Source organism: Paenibacillus sp. 7516, assembly GCF_002272715.1.
Lineage (GTDB): Bacteria > Bacillota > Bacilli > Paenibacillales > Paenibacillaceae > Paenibacillus > Paenibacillus illinoisensis_A.
Genome location: NZ_NPBI01000021.1, coordinates 73,413 through 90,337, shown reverse-complemented (window position 1 = coordinate 90,337; position 16,925 = coordinate 73,413). Strand labels below are relative to the sequence as shown.

Sequence of the window (16,925 nt, the reverse complement as noted above, 5' to 3'; positions counted from 1 at the left end):
ATTTAATTCATCTGAGAACTTGGAATTTGTTCAAAGACTTTCTTCATTTCTTCGTAACTCAGCTTCAGTCGTTCACTGTATTTCACCTGTTCCCACGGCTGCCAGCTATACACAGGCAGGGTTTTCAAATCCAGCACGGTCTGATCACCTGCAGGCCAGGCTACGCTGCCCGTCGATCTGTCCATTAACCATGGAACCAGCGTTATGCCTTCGGTCTTCACCGTCTTAAACGACCGGCCTTCCTGCAGGGGTCCATAATCGATCACTTGCAGTGAACTTGGGTCACCAAACCCAAGCAGCATCCAGGGAATTCGCATCTCCACTTGATTGCCGTCATACTGCCAGGTCGTCAATGAATCCGTGTCGGACTGTCCGGGAGCCGTTGTTCCCCGCTTGAGGATCCCCACCTTCTCATTCATAAACGGATGAGCGGACCGGGTATCCGGCGGCGTCATCCTCAGGCTGACTGCCAAATTCCATGGATGGAAGGGATCAGCTGCTTTACCTTGCTTGTCCGGCAGCATATCGTATCCTTCCTTGCCGTACAGACGCTGGTTAAAATCATAATCCTTGGCGATCTCTACCTGGGATTCATCATCCTCTCCCAGCGTGATGACCGTTTCGAGACCGTCACTTAGCGTTCGTTCCGGAAGCCGCTCGCCAGGCTGATTGCCGCCTGCCAGCGTATCCGTCCCTATGCGGAGCACCGTTTTATCTGGATCAAACGGCTGGTCCAGCGTCATCCCAATGTACAGATAGGCCTCGTCGTGGGTCAGCTTCATTTCCTGAATGCCGTCCACTTTTCCCTGCCATACCGTAACCTCTTCTTCGTTCAGCCCAGTCCAGTCATCCAGTTTCCCGTCGATGGACAGCTGTTCCTGTTTGCCTGGGTCCATGGCGAGCAGACCGAACATTTTCTCGTTAGTCAGCACGTTTAGCCAGTAGGCCCGCCGATCAGCAGGAATTTCGAAAGGCATCGTGTTCCAGGTTTTCTTAAACCATTCATCCTGCCACATGAACAGAATCGCTCCCGCATACCCTTCGTCATAGATATCCTGGGTCAGTGAAGCGTCAATGGCTCCTTGTTCGGCCTCGTTATGTCCACCCTGATCCCTTCCTCCCATACCTAGATGAGAGATCCCCAGGGAAGAAGGTACACCATACTCCGTAACCATTACAGGCATATCGGAATACTCGGCTTTAAGCTTGCGTAAATAGCTTTTGTACGTGTTGTACTCGCCGTTTGCATCCTTGATCGTTTGAAGGGTCTTATCCGTATGGAATAAGTCCGGATAGTAGGGATACACATGGTATGCTGCAAAATATCCTCCCTGCCATTCCTCCGGCTGAATATGACGGGCATCCACACTGACGAGGTCCTCCTCATACAATGGTTCGCCTGGATGTTCCAGCACATCGGTTGTCACCCAATTGGTGAACGTCATCGGATGTTCCCATCCATACTTTTTCTCCAGAACGGCTGTGTAGTCCAGCAGCTCAGCTAACCAGTTCTCGAATGGCGAGGCATCTGCTGTCCCGGAAAAATGAACGCCCTTGTATTGCGGAACATCGGGATGTTTTTCATTCGTGTTGTCTACCATCGTGGGGTCCCACTCGGTGCCAACATGCCAGGCCATCAGATATTTACCAGCATTCTTCTTGTACTTGCCGCTGGAGGCTCCGGACTTTTCGGGAATATCCGCATCCCCATATACCGCGGTTACCGCTTTTTCAATCTCCTGCTTGAATGTCTGTTCAATGTGATCAGCATAAGCGTCCTGCTTCTCAATCAACTCTTCTTCCGGCGACCATATACCCTGTATAAAATATAACGGCTGCTCCCGGCCACGGTTATAATCGACCAATGCTGAGTAAAAAATCGGTTCGTGGACCGTATACACCCGTATGACATTGGCCCCCATCTCCTGGATCTGCTGGAACCACCTTAGGTAATCCTCTTCGGTCAGGGGAAATTCTCCCGGATAATATCCCGGCGAAGTTGCACCCAGGTTGACGCCCTTAACGAACATCTCCCTCCATGTACCATCCGGCCCGTATTCCATGAACCGGTCTCCCTCGGTCTTGAATTTCATCTCCGTGCCATTCTCGGCTGTGTAGGTAACGAGCTGAGGCTGCATGTATTGCCAGCCGGCCAATATTCCACCGGTCAGTACAACCGCTCCCGTCAACATCGTCAACATCCAGCGCTTTCTTCTTCGTCTGCTCATGGCTCCTGATTGCTCACCTCTCTATTATGCATCCTGCCTGTTTTCGTCTGAATCTGAAATAAAGCTAACAGACATGCAGCCATTCATACTGCTTGGATGTCCGCTCCGGGTAGAGATGCCAGCGGTGTGTTCTCACTATAGCGCCAAGTCTCCGCATTTGTAACTAGGCTGATGGAAGCAAACGTGAAATGCAACATTCTGCCCATAATTCGTAAAAACGACCATGAACTTGCTTTAAAAGCCTGACTGACTTCTCTGCTTCATGAATACCATTTGAGATGGTTAAAACCTAATTGTAAACGCCTTGACCTGTTGCAGTTCTCTACCCGTTAAAGTTATATGCAACGCGGTATGCAGCAGCTGTTTCTGCTTGAACACTTACCCCTTTAAACGCAAGTAATATGTTAAAGTTGCGGTCGTTTTTACAGTATTAACCATAAAGATTACAAAATTGATACTATAGTCCGATAACGCATCAGTGAAAACCCGCGGCCTATCAAGGTTTTCTGAAAAGTGCAGAAAAACAAAAAAGGACATCAGTCCCCCCTTCTAGGACTGTGCCCATTTATATTACTTTTACAAAACACGAAATGAACACCGGGTCATCACCCTGAAGTCACGAATCTCTTACATCAAATGTAAAAAAGTACATCTTATTTCCTAAATTCCGACTCTATTATTCACGTTCCATATTTGTGTCCAATTTGCAAAAAAATTCCGGTTGCCGCTTTAGATCATTCGGGATATGCTTATAAAACAGGAACACTTGTTCCAAACTGTAAATAAAATGTAAAAAAACATACGGCTGAATAGCTCTGTCTGTTCGTGAACAGCCGAATCATGGAATAAAGGAGAGACCCGCTATGTCCCGCCAAGATGGACGCGTCATTATGCTCGCAGACTGCCAGTCATTTTATGCCAGTGTGGAGAAATCGGCACATCCCGAATACAAAGACCGTCCCCTCGTCGTAGCGGGAGATCCGGCGCGCCGTTCCGGCATCATCCTTGCGGCCTGCCCTATCGCCAAATCTTATGGAATTACTACGGCCGAGCGACTGGGTGAAGCCCTTGCCAAATGCCCGGATGTTGTCGTCGTTCGCCCCCGGATGGCGGAATACATTCGCGTATCGCTGCACATCACCCGGATTCTTCAGTCCTACACAGACCTTGTTGAGCCCTACAGTATTGATGAGCAGTTTCTCGATGTCACCGGAAGCCTGGATCTGTTCGGCAGCCCGAAGACGATTGCCCGCAGCATTCAATCCAGGGTCATGGAGGAGACGGGCGTATATATTCGGATCGGCATCAGTGATACCAAAGTGGTGAGCAAAATGGCCTGTGACTTATATGCCAAAAAAGTCCCCGAAGGCATTTGTGTACTGAATCGTAAGGACATGGAGAAAACAATCTGGACCAAACCTGTCCGGGAGATGTTTATGGTTGGTTCACGGATGGGAAAACATCTCTATAACATGGGAATTCACACCATTGGTGATTTGGCACAGACGCCGTTGTCCAGACTGAGGGAACGCTGGGGAGTGAATGGTGAAGTAATATGGCGCATTGCCCGCGGCATGGACGATTCACCCGTGAAACCCGGGACCTACACGCATCAGCAGCAGGGCATTGGACATCAGATGACGCTTCCCAGAGATTATGAGTCCTGGGAAGAGATCAAGGTTGTCCTGCTTGAGCTGGCAGAGCTCGTCTGTCGACGTTCAAGGGATAAATCACTGATGGGTAACGTGGTCTCCGTGGGATGCCGAGGGCAGGATTACGACCGCCCAACCGGCTTCTCGCGCCAGATGAAGGTAAACGAGCCGACCAACATTACGGATGAAGTCTATGATGCGGCCGCAGCGCTCTTCCTTCGTCATTGGGACGGATTACCCATCCGCCGGATCAGCGTCTCACTGACCGGGTTGGTGCCTGATTCCGAAGTGCAGCTGTCCTGGTTCGATGATCGTGAACGCAAAAGAGAACTGGAACGTGCCACAGATGACATCAAGCGAAAGTTCGGAGACACCGCCATCATGCGGGCTTCCTCACTCTGCTCGTCTGCACAGGCACAGGACCGTTCCCATAAAATTGGAGGTCATTACAAATGAGTAAAAAACTGCAGCAAAACGGACTCTTTGAGTCTTCACGCATGATGCTTCCCGAGCACCGGGAAGCTTACATTGTTCATCAGGAACAGCTTGCTCCTCGGACCCGTCCATCACTGGATGCTCAGGCAGCGGAAGAAATGTCCCGTTTGCTCAGCAATTCAATGATGCTTGGAGATGCGGTGATCATAACCCTGTTCCATGAATATGACGATATCCGGTTTACCGGACAGGTACTGAAGCTGGACCCTTCTGTCCGTACTCTCAGGCTCCTAACACAAAATGGGACCCGGGACATCCAGATGAATCTGATTATCAATGTGACACTGGCGAATGAATGACGAGCCGAAAGCAAATTCAAACGTTCAGGCTTATATCGGCAAAAGGAACTATTCCCTTTAGCAACCCTCTTTAGCGAATATTCCGCGATAGATGCAGCCGAATTTATGCATGCAGGACCGTTTTCCTACGCTTTAATAAAGCCCTCTCAGGCATGAAAACACCCATTTTCGCCGAAGCTCCTTCGGCCCAAAGAAGCAAAATGACCGATATGTGATTCATCGGCCATTTTGGTGGGTATAGGGGGAAACACTAGAAAAGACTCCAGTCAAATTCCTTGGAAAGGCGCTCCAGCAAATGCACACCCGCAATGCTGTTCCCTTTTCGATTTAGTGCCGGTCCTACCAGACCAATGCCAAATTGACCAGGAACAAGGGTGATAATTCCGCCGGATACACCACTCTTGGCAGGCAGCCCGACTTCAATGGCAAATTCGCCCGATGCATTATACATACCGCAGGTCGTCATGAAGGTTTTGGCAATCTGCACATAACGGCGTGGAATGAGCTCATTTCCGGTAATCGGATCTGTTCCGTCATGGGCAAGCACCAGAGCCATACGGGCCAGATCCGCACAAGTCACCTCGATCGAACAGTGACGGAAATAGACCCAGAGCACATCTTCCACATCTTCCTTGATTACACCATTATGCTTCAAAAAGTAAGCCAGCGAACGGTTCAAGTGACCTGTCTCCGATTCGGACCGGAAGACCTCTTCGTTATAGTCCAGCCGATCATTGTTCGCGAGCTTGCGGAAAAACTCCAGAATTCGCCGTGACTTCTCCTCCTTGCAGTCTCCCGCGACCAGGGAGGAGACCGTTATGGCTCCCGCATTGATCAGCGGATTAAACGGGATACCCGGTTCAACAAGTTCAAGCTTGATCATCGAATTGTAATCGTCACCCGTGGGTTCTTTTCCTACATTAAAGAAAACCGCTTCTTCCCCATGATCCATTAGGGCCAGAATTAGTGTGAACACTTTGGAGATGCTCTGCATCGTAAAGGGTACACCGCAATCTCCGGCAGATACATGATTGCCTTCGGCGTCCATAATATGTATGCCCAGCTCATCCTGTGAAGCCTTGAACAGCTCCGGGATATAGGAAGCGACCTTTCCCTGCCCTGTATGCAGACGACTGGTCTCCAGCCATTCCGGCAGCAATTCGTTCAGACGCTCCATTACCGTATTGCTCATCTCCATCTCCTCCATATCTCTGTGCAGCATCCTGCATCATTCCCGGCAAGCATGAGCCCCACTGCCAGTTATAAGCAGAATGTGTATATATCACTAACCTTCCGGCTTGATCGATTACCGACGCACCCGAAGATTTAATTCCAGAATCTCGCCGGGGAGTCCTTCCATATCGCCTGTCCATGTGGATACAAAGTTTTGTCTGATCAATATTCGGCGGGATGCCACGTTGGATGGGTCAATGATTGCATAGAGCACATCAATTCCTGCCGCCTGTGCTTTTAAAATGAGACGTGCCGCAATGGACGTGCCATGACCTTGGCCCCAGTATTCAGGCAAAACCATGTAGCCCATCTCCGCTCGGGACGAATCGGATTCATCCGGAATGAGTTTGGCATATGCCAACCCAGCTCCATCTGCATCTGATACCCGGTAATATCCGCAGCTGGATCCCAGATTATAATCAAGCATGGACCGGAATTGTGTCTTCGCCTCTTCCTCCGGGAGAGTACGTTCCGTAATTTGTTTCATGACTTCCATATTGGAAACCAGAGCATAATAGTCTGCAAAATCAGGTTCAGCATATTTAACGAAGTTCATCGAAATCCTCCTCCAGCTCCGAACAGATGTTGTTGCCCTTTAATTCACCTAGAGTATAGCAGAAGCACAGGATACAATGCACGCTACCCCCAAGCCATCTAGTACCACCCCGTAGTTTTTGCCTATTCCTATTGAAAAAAGCGGCCTCCGCAGAGACCGCCATTCATTTATCTAACATAACATTAAATTATAACGATATTCAAAATTCGAATTCACTCAGCTTGCCCGGGATGAAGGTTTGAGACTCATTTGACCTTCATGCTGACGTGTACGACGATTTTGACCCGGAGGTGTAATCATCAAGGCAAGCAGCAGAGAAACAGCACAGAGTATGGCAATAACGATAAACGTCAGATGGAATCCGCCCAGCAGGGCACTGATAAAGGATCCAGCCAAGGCTCCAATTCCAAATCCCTGATAGATGACGCCATAGTTTTTGCTCTGATTTTTCAGTCCAAAGTAATCCGCGACAATTGCCGGAAATACGGTAATGTTACCACCGAAACAGAACGCAACTGCAGCCACGCAGGTGAAGAACACGCCATAGGTTAGCGGAACGAGGCTTAGTGTCATGACAGCGACTGCCGTGACCAATAGTGCCCCGGCAATGACTTTCATCCGTCCTACTTTGTCCGATAAGGCTCCCAGAATGATACGCCCTGCCGTATTGAAGATCGCAACCATGGCTACAGCATTCGCAGCGGTAGCCACGTCAAGACCTGCCAGCTGTGTGCCGATGTCTTTGACGATGCCGATCAGATACAACCCGCTCATACAAGCCGTGAAGAAAATAACGAACAGCATATACGCTTCTTTGGTGCGAAGCATCTCTTTTACCGTGTACTGATGGCGAATAACTTCTTCCTGCTTCGCCCCTTCGGTCTTGCTAACGGGAGCCTGTTCACGAACAATGGCTTCACGAATCAGGAAAGATCCGGCCACAATCAGGACCAGGACGATGATGCCCCAATACATAAATGCCTGAGCAGGTCCTACAGCGCCAATCAATGCCGAGTTCACATATTTAAACAACAGACTGCCTGTACCAAAAGCACCAACGGAAATACCAGAGATGAGACCTTTGCGTTCCGGAAACCATTTGATCAAGTTGGATAACGACGTAATGTAAGCCGTCCCGTCTGCGAATCCAACCACGAATCCTGCCAAAATGTAGAGCAGTGTTAATGAAGTGACTTGAGAACTGAGCACCAGTCCCAGACCAAGAACAATCCCCGCAACACGGATCAGACGCTGAAGTCCCCACCGTTCCTGCAATCGGCCTGCAAACAGCGTAGCAAATGCGAGTGCAAAACTCGTGATGGAAAAAGTTATCGCGACCGAGCTGACGTCCCATCCGAAACGATCAGACAGCGGTTGATTAAATAAACTCCAGGTGTAGATGGTTCCAAGGCCCATTTGTACAATAATTGTTCCCAGTACAATAAGCCAACGATTCATTTTTATGGATGTCGATGCTGAATTAGGTGCTGATGAAATAGCTGCTTTCATCGTGATCTCCCCTTTGCCGATGTCATGTCTGAGCACACTGTCCATCATTTGGTGAAGGACAAAGCTGCTTTGAATGCGTTCACAAGCTAATCATACATGAAAGGGGATTCATAACACCGATTTAAGCATGAGTTGCATCAGAGACGGAATGAAATGCCTCTATATGCGCATGAGCTGCCTGAATTCCTTGACCTTGCCCCGGCTTACCGGCACTTCCGCTTCCAGATCGCGTAGACGGAGCAGATAAGTATTGTTAAACCAGGGTACAATTTCACGAATTTGAGACAGATTGACCAGGTAAGAACGGTGACAGCGGAAAAAGGACTCCTGAGGCAGTCGGCCATGAAAATCCGTAATGCTCACTGGCATCGTAAACTCACCATTTTTGGTATACACCTTCGTTACTTTCTCTTGTGCTTCCGCATAATAAATATCGGCTGTATCCGTTACGATAATGTTATCGTTTCGCAGCAGGTTAATTCGTATTCCACTTCCGGCAACAGATGCTTTAAGCGGTGATCCTTGTACGGAAGTGTCATCCGTCACTTGAGCCTGCCCATGTTCAACCAATCCATCTCCCGCATGATCGCGTTTGAAGGTATTCTCCAGCTTCAGCAGCATGGCTGCAATTCGTTTCTCATCATAAGGCTTCAGAATGTAGTCAAAGGCTTCCAGCTCGAATGCTTCTGCTGCATGCTCCTTGTACGCTGTCGTAAAGACGATGTAAGGCTTACTGGCGAACTTCCCAATATGATGGGCCAGCATCATGCCGTCCAGGGATGGAATGTTAATATCGAGAAAAATAACGTCGACTTCCTGCTCCTGCAGAAACTTCAACACATCCAGTCCATCTTCCAGACAGGCAACCACTTCAATCTGACTATGTTCTTGGATCAAATAATTCAATTCTTCACTTGCAGGAATTTCATCTTCCACGATAAGGGCTCTCATAGACCAATCACCTTGTCACGACATCTCCTTTGGGTACATCAAAAATAATATCAGTTCCTTGCTCCAGCCGCGTTATGGTTACACCTTGTCCATAAATGAGCTTCACCCGCCGATGAACATTATACAGACCAATCTGATTCCCCGGCATCCGGTCATGATAGACCTTCTCAATGATATCGGGGTTGATACCAGCACCGGTGTCACTGACTCCTATTCGTACAAAATCAGGGTACTCCTGTACCCGAATTCGCACTGTTCCAGGACCTTTGACCTTGAGTACACCATGAATGATGGCATTTTCAACCAGCGGCTGAATGACCAGACTTGGAATATGCACCGCCACCTCATCAATCTCATAGATCACGTTAAGCCTGCTGCCATAACGGGCTTTCTCAATCTCCACATAATTGCGGACCTGCTCCAACTCCTTATGGATATCGATCAGCTCATCCGAAAGCTCCAGATTGTAGCGCATATATCCCGACAAATTCACAATCAGCTCCCGTGCTCGGTCAGGCTTCGTTCGAATCGAAGAAGCAATCGCGTTCAGCGCATTGAAGAGAAAATGAGGATGAATGGTCGTCTGCAATGCCCGCAGTTCCGCTTTGTTGGCGGCTGCCTTAATCTCTTCGACCCGGGAAACTTCCATCTGAGTGGAAATAATCTGGGATAGTCCCACAGCCATTGTTTGCAGCGGATACGTAATTTTATAGGCTTTACGGTAATAAATCTTCAGTGCTCCCGTGACCTCGCTCCGCTCCTTGAGCGGAATAATCAGCAGGGAATGGATATCCGGTGTTTTCTCATCCGTCACATCATTACTGATCGTAATCTCTCCGCTGGAGATCGTCTGCTTCGTCAACTCACTAATAATCTCATTGCCAATGTGATATCGTTCTTCCCCGAACCCGACATAGGCCAGTACATTGCGAGTATCCGTAATGGCAACAGCGTCAGCCTGGATATCCTCCTGAATAATGCGACAGATGGTCCGCAAGGAATCCTCATCAATGGAGCGGAAGTAGGGCAGCGTTTTGTTCGCAATTTCCAAGGCCAGTTTGGCCTGGCGAGCTGCGATCATTTCCTTTTCCCCTTCCACACTCTGTACCAGCAGTACGATCAGTCCAATATTGACCTCACCCAGAATCATGGGCAATGCAATCTTGGATACAATGTCCGCACCGAGCGGGTCCGGATAGGAATATAGCAGAATCAGCAGCATCGTAAGTGCTTCACAGATCATCCCGGCCGCAATACCAACCATCCACCGCTTTGACTTGGGTGTGTATTTATGAATGTAACCCGACACCAGACCGGCAATGATACTCGTAATAAGACACGGAATGGCCGTAATCCCATCCATATCAATCAAATATCGGTGCACGCCCGAGACTATCCCTGTAATAATCCCTACAGGTGCTCCAAACAAAATACCACCCGACAAAACGGCAATAATCCGCACATTCACCAGTGAACCTTCCACATTGATCCCGGTATAGGTGCCAAAGATCGCAAAAGCACAGAATAACAGCGTCACGGCTGCATATTCCTGCGGCCTTAGTTTCCCCTTCTGCAAAATCTGTCTAAAACGAGGTACCCTCGATAAAAAGAATAAAAAGATAATTAGCAGCGCCGCCCGCTCAAATAAACCCAGCAGCATCGTAAACATTTCCATGAAGCCCGCTTCCTCCAAATCCATCCAAAATCAGCAATATGCCTTATGCCTTAATATTGCATCTCCAGTTTTTGTTCCCTTCTGCATGATCCCATGAATGCTCATTTTGCGTTCATCCCTTTTTTGCTCGTATGCACCAGTTTACCGCTCTGCCAAGGAGAAAGCAAAGTCATTAGGTGGAAATGAGAAGTAAACGAAATAACAGCTCTACGATTCGTTACGACACCTAACCTGATAAATATACCCGGATAGCGTGCGCTCAGTTCGTTACAACTATTTTAGCTTTTCGTGAAGCGCGTCCTGATCATGCATCACGGACGCTTGTTCTGATGTCTAAAACAACAAAAAAGGCAGTCCATAAGTCATTTTCCTGACTTATGAACTGCCCCGCTTTTTAACCAACCCACACCCCCGGTGTAGATTGAGTTTTCATAAAATGAATATTGAATAACACAGTAGCGGAGAGTGCAGAACCAATCTGGAGAAGCGAAGCGCTCGCCTTTATTCCCGGATTTCCCCATTGAGGGCGTTCAAAAAAATCCGGGAATAACAGCGATCGGAAGATGGTACTGCAATCGTAGCGGCAACGTGTGCTGTCCTGCATGCATTTTATTATCCTCAACCTACAGCGACCTCACCGAAACATCCCCCACAGCTTAATCAAATGAAACGTATTGTTGGGATCAATCTTCTGGGCGATGACGAAGGCAACGAACTGCTCCTCTTGAGCTGAGGAGAAATTTTCATTCAAGATGACAGCAGATGACTTGACCAATCTTCTAACCTTGGCCCGGTCCTGAAGGTCGGACTTCGTAATTCCGTCAATCAGCTTTTTGATGCGATCTTTGACAGCAGGATTCTTCATCTTTAATTTGATCCGCTCCACCAGCTGCGGACTGATTCCATATTGTTGGTAACTCAAAACGTACAGCACCTCCCAAAAATGAACTCACTTTCTATTCATATGACGGGAGGGCTTGTTCACTTGACTTTTTTCGCACGAATTGCAGGAAAGCAATACATCCAGGCCACAATCAATCGATCAGATCACCCTGGAATACCTGCTGCTGCTGTAAATACTCTCGCAAAGCCGTATAGTCCACAGATGTCCAGAAATTCGGATCGCCGATCAAACTGGACACATCATCCCTCGCTTGCTCCAACACGGCAAAGTCTGCAACCATATCGGCCAGGCGGAACTCCGGTAAACCACTCTGTTTGGTCCCGAAGAAATCCCCCGGTCCCCGCAGATCGAGATCGCGGCGGGATACTTCAAAGCCATCCTCCGTTTCGGTCATGACCTTCATGCGCTCCTGCCCAACCTCTGTTTTGGGATCGGCGATGAGCACGCAATAGGACGCATGGGCTCCCCGGCCAACACGGCCGCGAAGCTGGTGCAGCTGGGACAGACCAAAACGGTCGGCATCCATAATAACCATTAACGTAGCATTCGGTACATCGACGCCGACCTCTACCACTGTGGTAGAGACGAGAAGCTGAATATCGTTGCTGTAGAACGCACGCATCATTTCTTCTTTCTCCCCGGCGGTCATCCGTCCATGCAGCAGGCCCACACGATAATTCGGAAAGTTCTGCTGCATCTGCACGTGCAGATCAATCGCATTTTGAACATCCAGCTTCTCGGATTCCTCAATTAAAGGGCATATAAGATAAGCTTGACGGCCCTGATCCACTTCACGGGAGATGAATCCGAGTACACGCTCCATCATGTCATGTTTAACCCAATAGGTGGAGATCGGAATTCGTCCCTTCGGCCGTTCCGAGATCGTCGATACTTCAATATCCCCAAATGCCGTAATCGCAAGCGTCCGTGGAATCGGGGTCGCCGTCATGGTTAACACATCAGGATTATATCCTTTTCGCCGCAAAATGCTGCGCTGGTTCACACCGAAGCGATGCTGCTCGTCCGTCACGACAAGACCAAGATCACGGAAGAATACATCTTCCTGAATCAATGCATGGGTACCCACCACGATATCAATCATCCCCATTTGCAGCGAAGCGATCAGATCCTTGCGTTTCCGTCCATTCACGCTGCCGGTTAGAAGGCCCACCGTTACGCCAAAAGGCTCAAACAGTTTTTGCAATGATCGCATATGCTGCTCGGCCAGAATCTCGGTAGGAACCATTAGAGCGCCCTGGAAACCGGAACGAACCGAGGTATACAGCGCTATGGCTGCAATCACCGTTTTACCCGACCCCACATCGCCTTGAAGCAAGCGATTCATGGAATAAGGAGAACGCATATCATGAAGGATTTCCAGTTCCACCTTCTTCTGAGCATCTGTCAGTTCAAACGGCAGACTACGCACAAACTCGCGAATGGTGGCATTATCCGTTGTATGCACGACCCCATCCATCCGATTTCGGTTCAATGCACGATAAGCCTGCATCTTCAGCTGGAATAAAAACAATTCTTCATAGACCATGCGCTGTCTGGCCTGTTGGCCTTCCCGATTATCCTGCGGACGGTGAATCCCCGCGATCGCCTGTTTACGAGGCATCAGTCCGTATTTCTTCATAAGAGATGGGGGTAAGATCTCGGGTATCATGTCTCCAAATTGAATTAATCCCTGATTAATCGTCTTGCGCATCCAGGATTGCGTCAGCTTGCCCGTTACCGAGTAGACCGGCTGCAGCGTACCCGAACGTCCATCTCCCTTATCCGGAAACTCCGAGTCTGAGACAGTCATCTGCATGCGCTTTTGTTCCCACTTCCCCGTCAGCACAATTTCGCGGTTCGGCGTAAGCTGGTCTTTTAGAAAATGACGATTAAACCAGGTTGCCGTAATCATCCACTCTTCTGTCATCACCTTGCAGGTGAGACGGGACTTTTTACCATAGCGCTGCAACACCGGAATACCCATGATCTTCCCCTGAACCGTAATCTTGTCCCCATCTTTCACTTCACTAAGAGAGCGCAGACGATAATCCTCATAACGAAACGGATAGTATTCAAGCAGGTCTTTAACACTAGAGATGCCAAAGGCGTGAAGCTCTCCCTCTTTGAGAGCACTCACGCCGTTAATTTGCTTAACCGATATTTCTTCCAATTTCATGTCTAATCCCTCATTCCGGAACAGGCCACATAAAGATGGCAATAACGCCAGGCCCAACATGGCTGCCAATAACGGCTCCAATATTGGTGTACACCACTTCATTCAGTGTAAAATGCCCACGCAGCTGCTCTGCACAAGCAATCGCTGATCCGGGATCTGCGGTATGGCCTACGGCCACGTTCACACGCTTACCCGCAAGGTCCTGCTGAAACAGCTCAATGATGCGTGCCATTGCTTTTTTGTGTCCTCTGACTTTTTCAACAGCGTAAATGACACCTTCCTCATCAATGGACAAGATGGGCTTGATATTCAGTAAGGTGCCCAGGATAGCCGCTGCCTTCCCGATCCGCCCGCCTTTTTGCAGGTACTCCAGCGTATCCACCAGGAAAAACAGCTTGCGGCTCTTCTGCATGGCTTCCACAGCTGCAGCAATCTCGGCTGCGGGCTTGCCTTGACTCGCGAGTTCAGCTGCCTGAACAACCATCAGACCATATCCATAAGATGCCGACTTGGAGTCCAGCACCGTTATGTCGCCCTCGCGCTCCAGCAGGGATTTGCCCAGCAGTGCCGATTGATAGGTTCCACTCATGCCTGATGACAGGTGAATCGAGACAATCGGACGTTCCGGGTCTTCATCCAGCAGAGTCTGATAGATGTTCATGAATTCGGTTGGCGAAGGCTGTGACGTTGTAGGTAACGCCGAAGCCTTCTCCAATTTGGCATAGAACTGTTCCGAAGTCAGATCAACGCCGTCTGCATAACTTTCTTCACCAAACAGAACGCGCAGTGGAACCACATGAATTCCGTATTTACGGACAAGCTCTTCCGGTATATCTGCGGTACTGTCTGTTACTATCGCAATCTTATGGCTCAAGCGAGATTCCTCCTTGCGTGAGTGTACTATCAGGACTCCACAGAGAACAAATAATAATAAACTGGCTGTCCTCCGGAATGTACCTCCACCTCAGCATCAGGATATTGCGACTCCAGCCATGCCGCAAGCGCAGCAGTAACCTCAGAGTCAGCTTCCTCCCCTTCGAGGATGGTAACCACTTCATCTCCACTCTCCATCATCTGCTGCAGCAACCCTTCACACGCACGCAGCATGCTTTCATCTGTCGCAACGATTTTGGAATTATGGATACCAATGTAATGGCCTGCCTTGATATCCAGCTCATCGTACTGAGTGTCTCTTACGGCATGTGTAACCTGACCCGACTGCACGCGGCCAATGGCTTCCAGCATCTGATCACGGTTGGTATCGGCAGATTCATCCTCTTGGAAGGCAAACGCAGCTGCCATTCCTTGCGGAATGGTTTTGCTCGGGATCACCGTGATCCGGCGTTCGTCTTCAAGCAGTTCTCGTGCCTGTTCGGCAGCAAGGACAATATTGGAATTGTTCGGCAAAATAAATACCTGTTCCGCAGCGATCGAGCGAACTGCATTCACAAAGTCCTCGGTACTTGGATTCATCGTCTGTCCGCCGGACAGAACGACGTCCACTCCGAGGCTTTGGAAGATTTCTGCTATACCCTCGCCTGAAGATACAGCGATAAAACCATACGGAGCCATCTCATCTGCAGGTGGTACTGCCTCTTCATGACTGCGCGTCGTTTCAGGCGGAATCTCTGCAAACAATTCAGGAGAAGGCGCAATGTCCATGCCCGCCGTAAGCAGATCCCGGTGCTGTTCACGCATGTTCAAAATGTGAATCTGAGTAATTTCGCCGTAACGAAGTGCCAGATTCAGTACATCTCCAGGTGTCTTGGAGTGCACATGCACTTTGATGACTTCGTCGTCAGCAATAATGATGATGGAATCCCCATTAACTGACAACGCTTTCCGGAATGCCTCGTCATCGAATGCCACGCCTGCATTATCTCCGAGCTGGCGGTTAATGAAGAATTCCATATCATACAGGAATTCGATATCTTCCGTTTCCAGTCTAGCCTGTGCAGACAACGGCATCTCTGGAGCAATCACCTGCTGCGCAGGCCTTGCAGGCACCTCTTCTGCCGGTACAGCCGGTTTCAATGCCGACGATGCCACAGATGGTTGTACTTCTTTTTGCAAGGATGAACGGCTAACACCGTCGGTCTGCAGCAGAACTTCCATAAAACCTTCGTAAATATATACAAGCCCCTGTCCACCCGAATCCACGACGCCAACCTGTTTTAATACAGGCAGCAATTCTGGAGTCGTTGCCAGTGCCTCTTTTGCTTTTAACAATACTTCATTCATTAATTCGGTAATATCATTCGTCCGTCTTGCATAGTAGCTGGCATGTTTCGCTGCTTCCTTAGCCACGGTAAGAATGGTTCCTTCAACAGGCTTCACGACAGCTTTGTACGCTGCGTCTACCCCATTTTGGAGGGCTGCTGCAAATTGGAGCGTATTCAGTTCCTCATAAGGAGCAGCTGAACGACTGAACCCACGGAACAACTGCGATAAAATAACGCCTGAATTGCCCCGAGCACCCATAAGCAGGCCTTTCGATAAAATACCGGCAGCTTCTCCGATGGAGGCAGAACTCTTACGTTTAATCTCTGCAACTCCCGCACTCATTGTCAAATTCATGTTCGTTCCCGTGTCGCCATCCGGCACAGGGAAAACATTCAGGGAATTGACGTGCTCTGCATGCTGTCCAAGTTGTTCCGCGCCGGCAAGTACCATTGCGGTAAAATCTGTTCCATTTAAAGAACGTATACTCAAGTGAGAATTCCCCTTCCTAGCTTGATACACGAACATCTTGCACCAAGATGTTAACTGGTCTGTTCATGCGTTGACGCTTCTGCGTCATTCTTCGTCCACACCTTGTCCGGCAAAGGCATACAAATCAACATGTCATCCGGATCTACGGTCTGGGCGGCCGGGCCACCGATATCTTGCAACCGCTGAAGCCCGAATTCGGGGCATACGGATATGCACCGGTATCGAGAGCCGGCATGAATGCCGCATGGAGACTGGTGCCAGTGATGGAAATGTCACAGCGCACAGCGTTGCCAAATTGCAGACCCCCGACCTCTTGGGACGGTCAAATCTCCGGCTTTCTCGCGGCAACAGCCTGTTCACCGCTGTATTATGGACTATTCAACATTGTACTATATTAGGCTGGAGAAATAAATAAAGTTTTTGGATCGGTTGACGAAGCTTTTTTAGGTATGATATTATATTCAAGTATTGTTTTATGCAGGTTAAGTAATGGAAATGATCCGGCCATGCCGGCTTGAACAACGCCATTAGCTAC

General features: G+C 49.1%; 14 protein-coding genes. 3 read left to right on the top strand and 11 right to left on the bottom strand.

The window, feature by feature from the left end; genetic code table 11:
• Positions 1–2: 2 nt before the first annotated feature.
• On the bottom strand, positions 3–2,228 hold the full coding sequence (locus CHI14_RS18890) for a hypothetical protein (protein ID WP_095290299.1): 2,226 nt from the start codon (positions 2,226–2,228) through the stop codon (positions 3–5).
• Between the two features lie 863 nt (positions 2,229–3,091).
• Between CHI14_RS18890 and CHI14_RS18885 the strand changes: the two genes are divergently transcribed.
• Both CHI14_RS18885 and CHI14_RS18880 read left to right on the top strand, forming a co-directional pair.
• Positions 3,092–4,336, top strand: coding sequence for a DNA polymerase IV (locus tag CHI14_RS18885; RefSeq protein WP_095290297.1), 1,245 nt, complete (start codon positions 3,092–3,094; stop codon positions 4,334–4,336).
• The gene (locus tag CHI14_RS18880; RefSeq protein ID WP_095290295.1) at positions 4,333–4,674 is read left to right on the top strand and encodes a YolD-like family protein; all 342 of its coding nucleotides are present in this window, start codon (positions 4,333–4,335) and stop codon (positions 4,672–4,674) included. The genes CHI14_RS18885 and CHI14_RS18880 overlap by 4 nt, the downstream gene beginning before the upstream one ends.
• A gap of 250 nt (positions 4,675–4,924) precedes the next feature.
• Here the strand turns inward: CHI14_RS18880 and glsA are convergent, their stop codons facing one another.
• From glsA to CHI14_RS30680, 10 genes are all read right to left on the bottom strand, one after another.
• On the bottom strand, positions 4,925–5,866 hold the full coding sequence (gene glsA, locus CHI14_RS18875) for a glutaminase A (protein WP_095290546.1): 942 nt from the start codon (positions 5,864–5,866) through the stop codon (positions 4,925–4,927).
• A gap of 114 nt (positions 5,867–5,980) precedes the next feature.
• Positions 5,981–6,463 carry a GNAT family N-acetyltransferase gene (locus CHI14_RS18870; protein ID WP_095290293.1) on the bottom strand — a complete coding sequence of 161 codons (483 nt, stop codon included), beginning with the start codon at positions 6,461–6,463 and terminating at the stop codon, positions 5,981–5,983.
• Positions 6,464–6,679: 216 nt separating this feature from the next.
• Positions 6,680–7,921: an L-lactate MFS transporter gene (locus CHI14_RS18865; RefSeq protein WP_095290545.1), complete on the bottom strand. Its 1,242-nt coding sequence runs from the start codon at positions 7,919–7,921 to the stop codon at positions 6,680–6,682.
• A 210-nt stretch (positions 7,922–8,131) separates the two neighbouring features.
• The gene (locus CHI14_RS18860; protein ID WP_095290291.1) at positions 8,132–8,923 is read right to left on the bottom strand and encodes a LytR/AlgR family response regulator transcription factor; all 792 of its coding nucleotides are present in this window, start codon (positions 8,921–8,923) and stop codon (positions 8,132–8,134) included.
• A gap of 7 nt (positions 8,924–8,930) precedes the next feature.
• Positions 8,931–10,598, bottom strand: a complete 1,668-nt coding sequence (locus CHI14_RS18855) for a sensor histidine kinase (protein WP_170948186.1) — start codon at positions 10,596–10,598, stop codon at positions 8,931–8,933.
• A gap of 634 nt (positions 10,599–11,232) precedes the next feature.
• Positions 11,233–11,520 carry a stage VI sporulation protein F gene (locus CHI14_RS18850; protein ID WP_095290289.1) on the bottom strand — a complete coding sequence of 96 codons (288 nt, stop codon included), beginning with the start codon at positions 11,518–11,520 and terminating at the stop codon, positions 11,233–11,235.
• A 112-nt stretch (positions 11,521–11,632) separates the two neighbouring features.
• The gene (recG, locus tag CHI14_RS18845; RefSeq protein ID WP_095290287.1) at positions 11,633–13,678 is read right to left on the bottom strand and encodes an ATP-dependent DNA helicase RecG; all 2,046 of its coding nucleotides are present in this window, start codon (positions 13,676–13,678) and stop codon (positions 11,633–11,635) included.
• A gap of 10 nt (positions 13,679–13,688) precedes the next feature.
• Positions 13,689–14,552, bottom strand: coding sequence for a DegV family protein (locus CHI14_RS18840; RefSeq protein ID WP_095290285.1), 864 nt, complete (start codon positions 14,550–14,552; stop codon positions 13,689–13,691).
• 29 nt (positions 14,553–14,581) lie between these two features.
• Complete coding sequence (locus CHI14_RS18835) at positions 14,582–16,390, bottom strand: DAK2 domain-containing protein (RefSeq protein ID WP_095290283.1); 1,809 nt, start codon at positions 16,388–16,390, stop codon at positions 14,582–14,584.
• 50 nt (positions 16,391–16,440) lie between these two features.
• On the bottom strand, positions 16,441–16,569 hold the full coding sequence (locus tag CHI14_RS30680) for a hypothetical protein (RefSeq protein ID WP_283163900.1): 129 nt from the start codon (positions 16,567–16,569) through the stop codon (positions 16,441–16,443).
• Between CHI14_RS30680 and CHI14_RS30330 the strand changes: the two genes are divergently transcribed.
• A complete protein-coding gene (locus CHI14_RS30330; RefSeq protein WP_141236705.1) occupies positions 16,564–16,788 on the top strand; it encodes a hypothetical protein in 225 nt (74 codons plus the stop codon). The genes CHI14_RS30680 and CHI14_RS30330 overlap by 6 nt on opposite strands.
• The last annotated feature ends 137 nt before the right edge of the window (positions 16,789–16,925 follow it).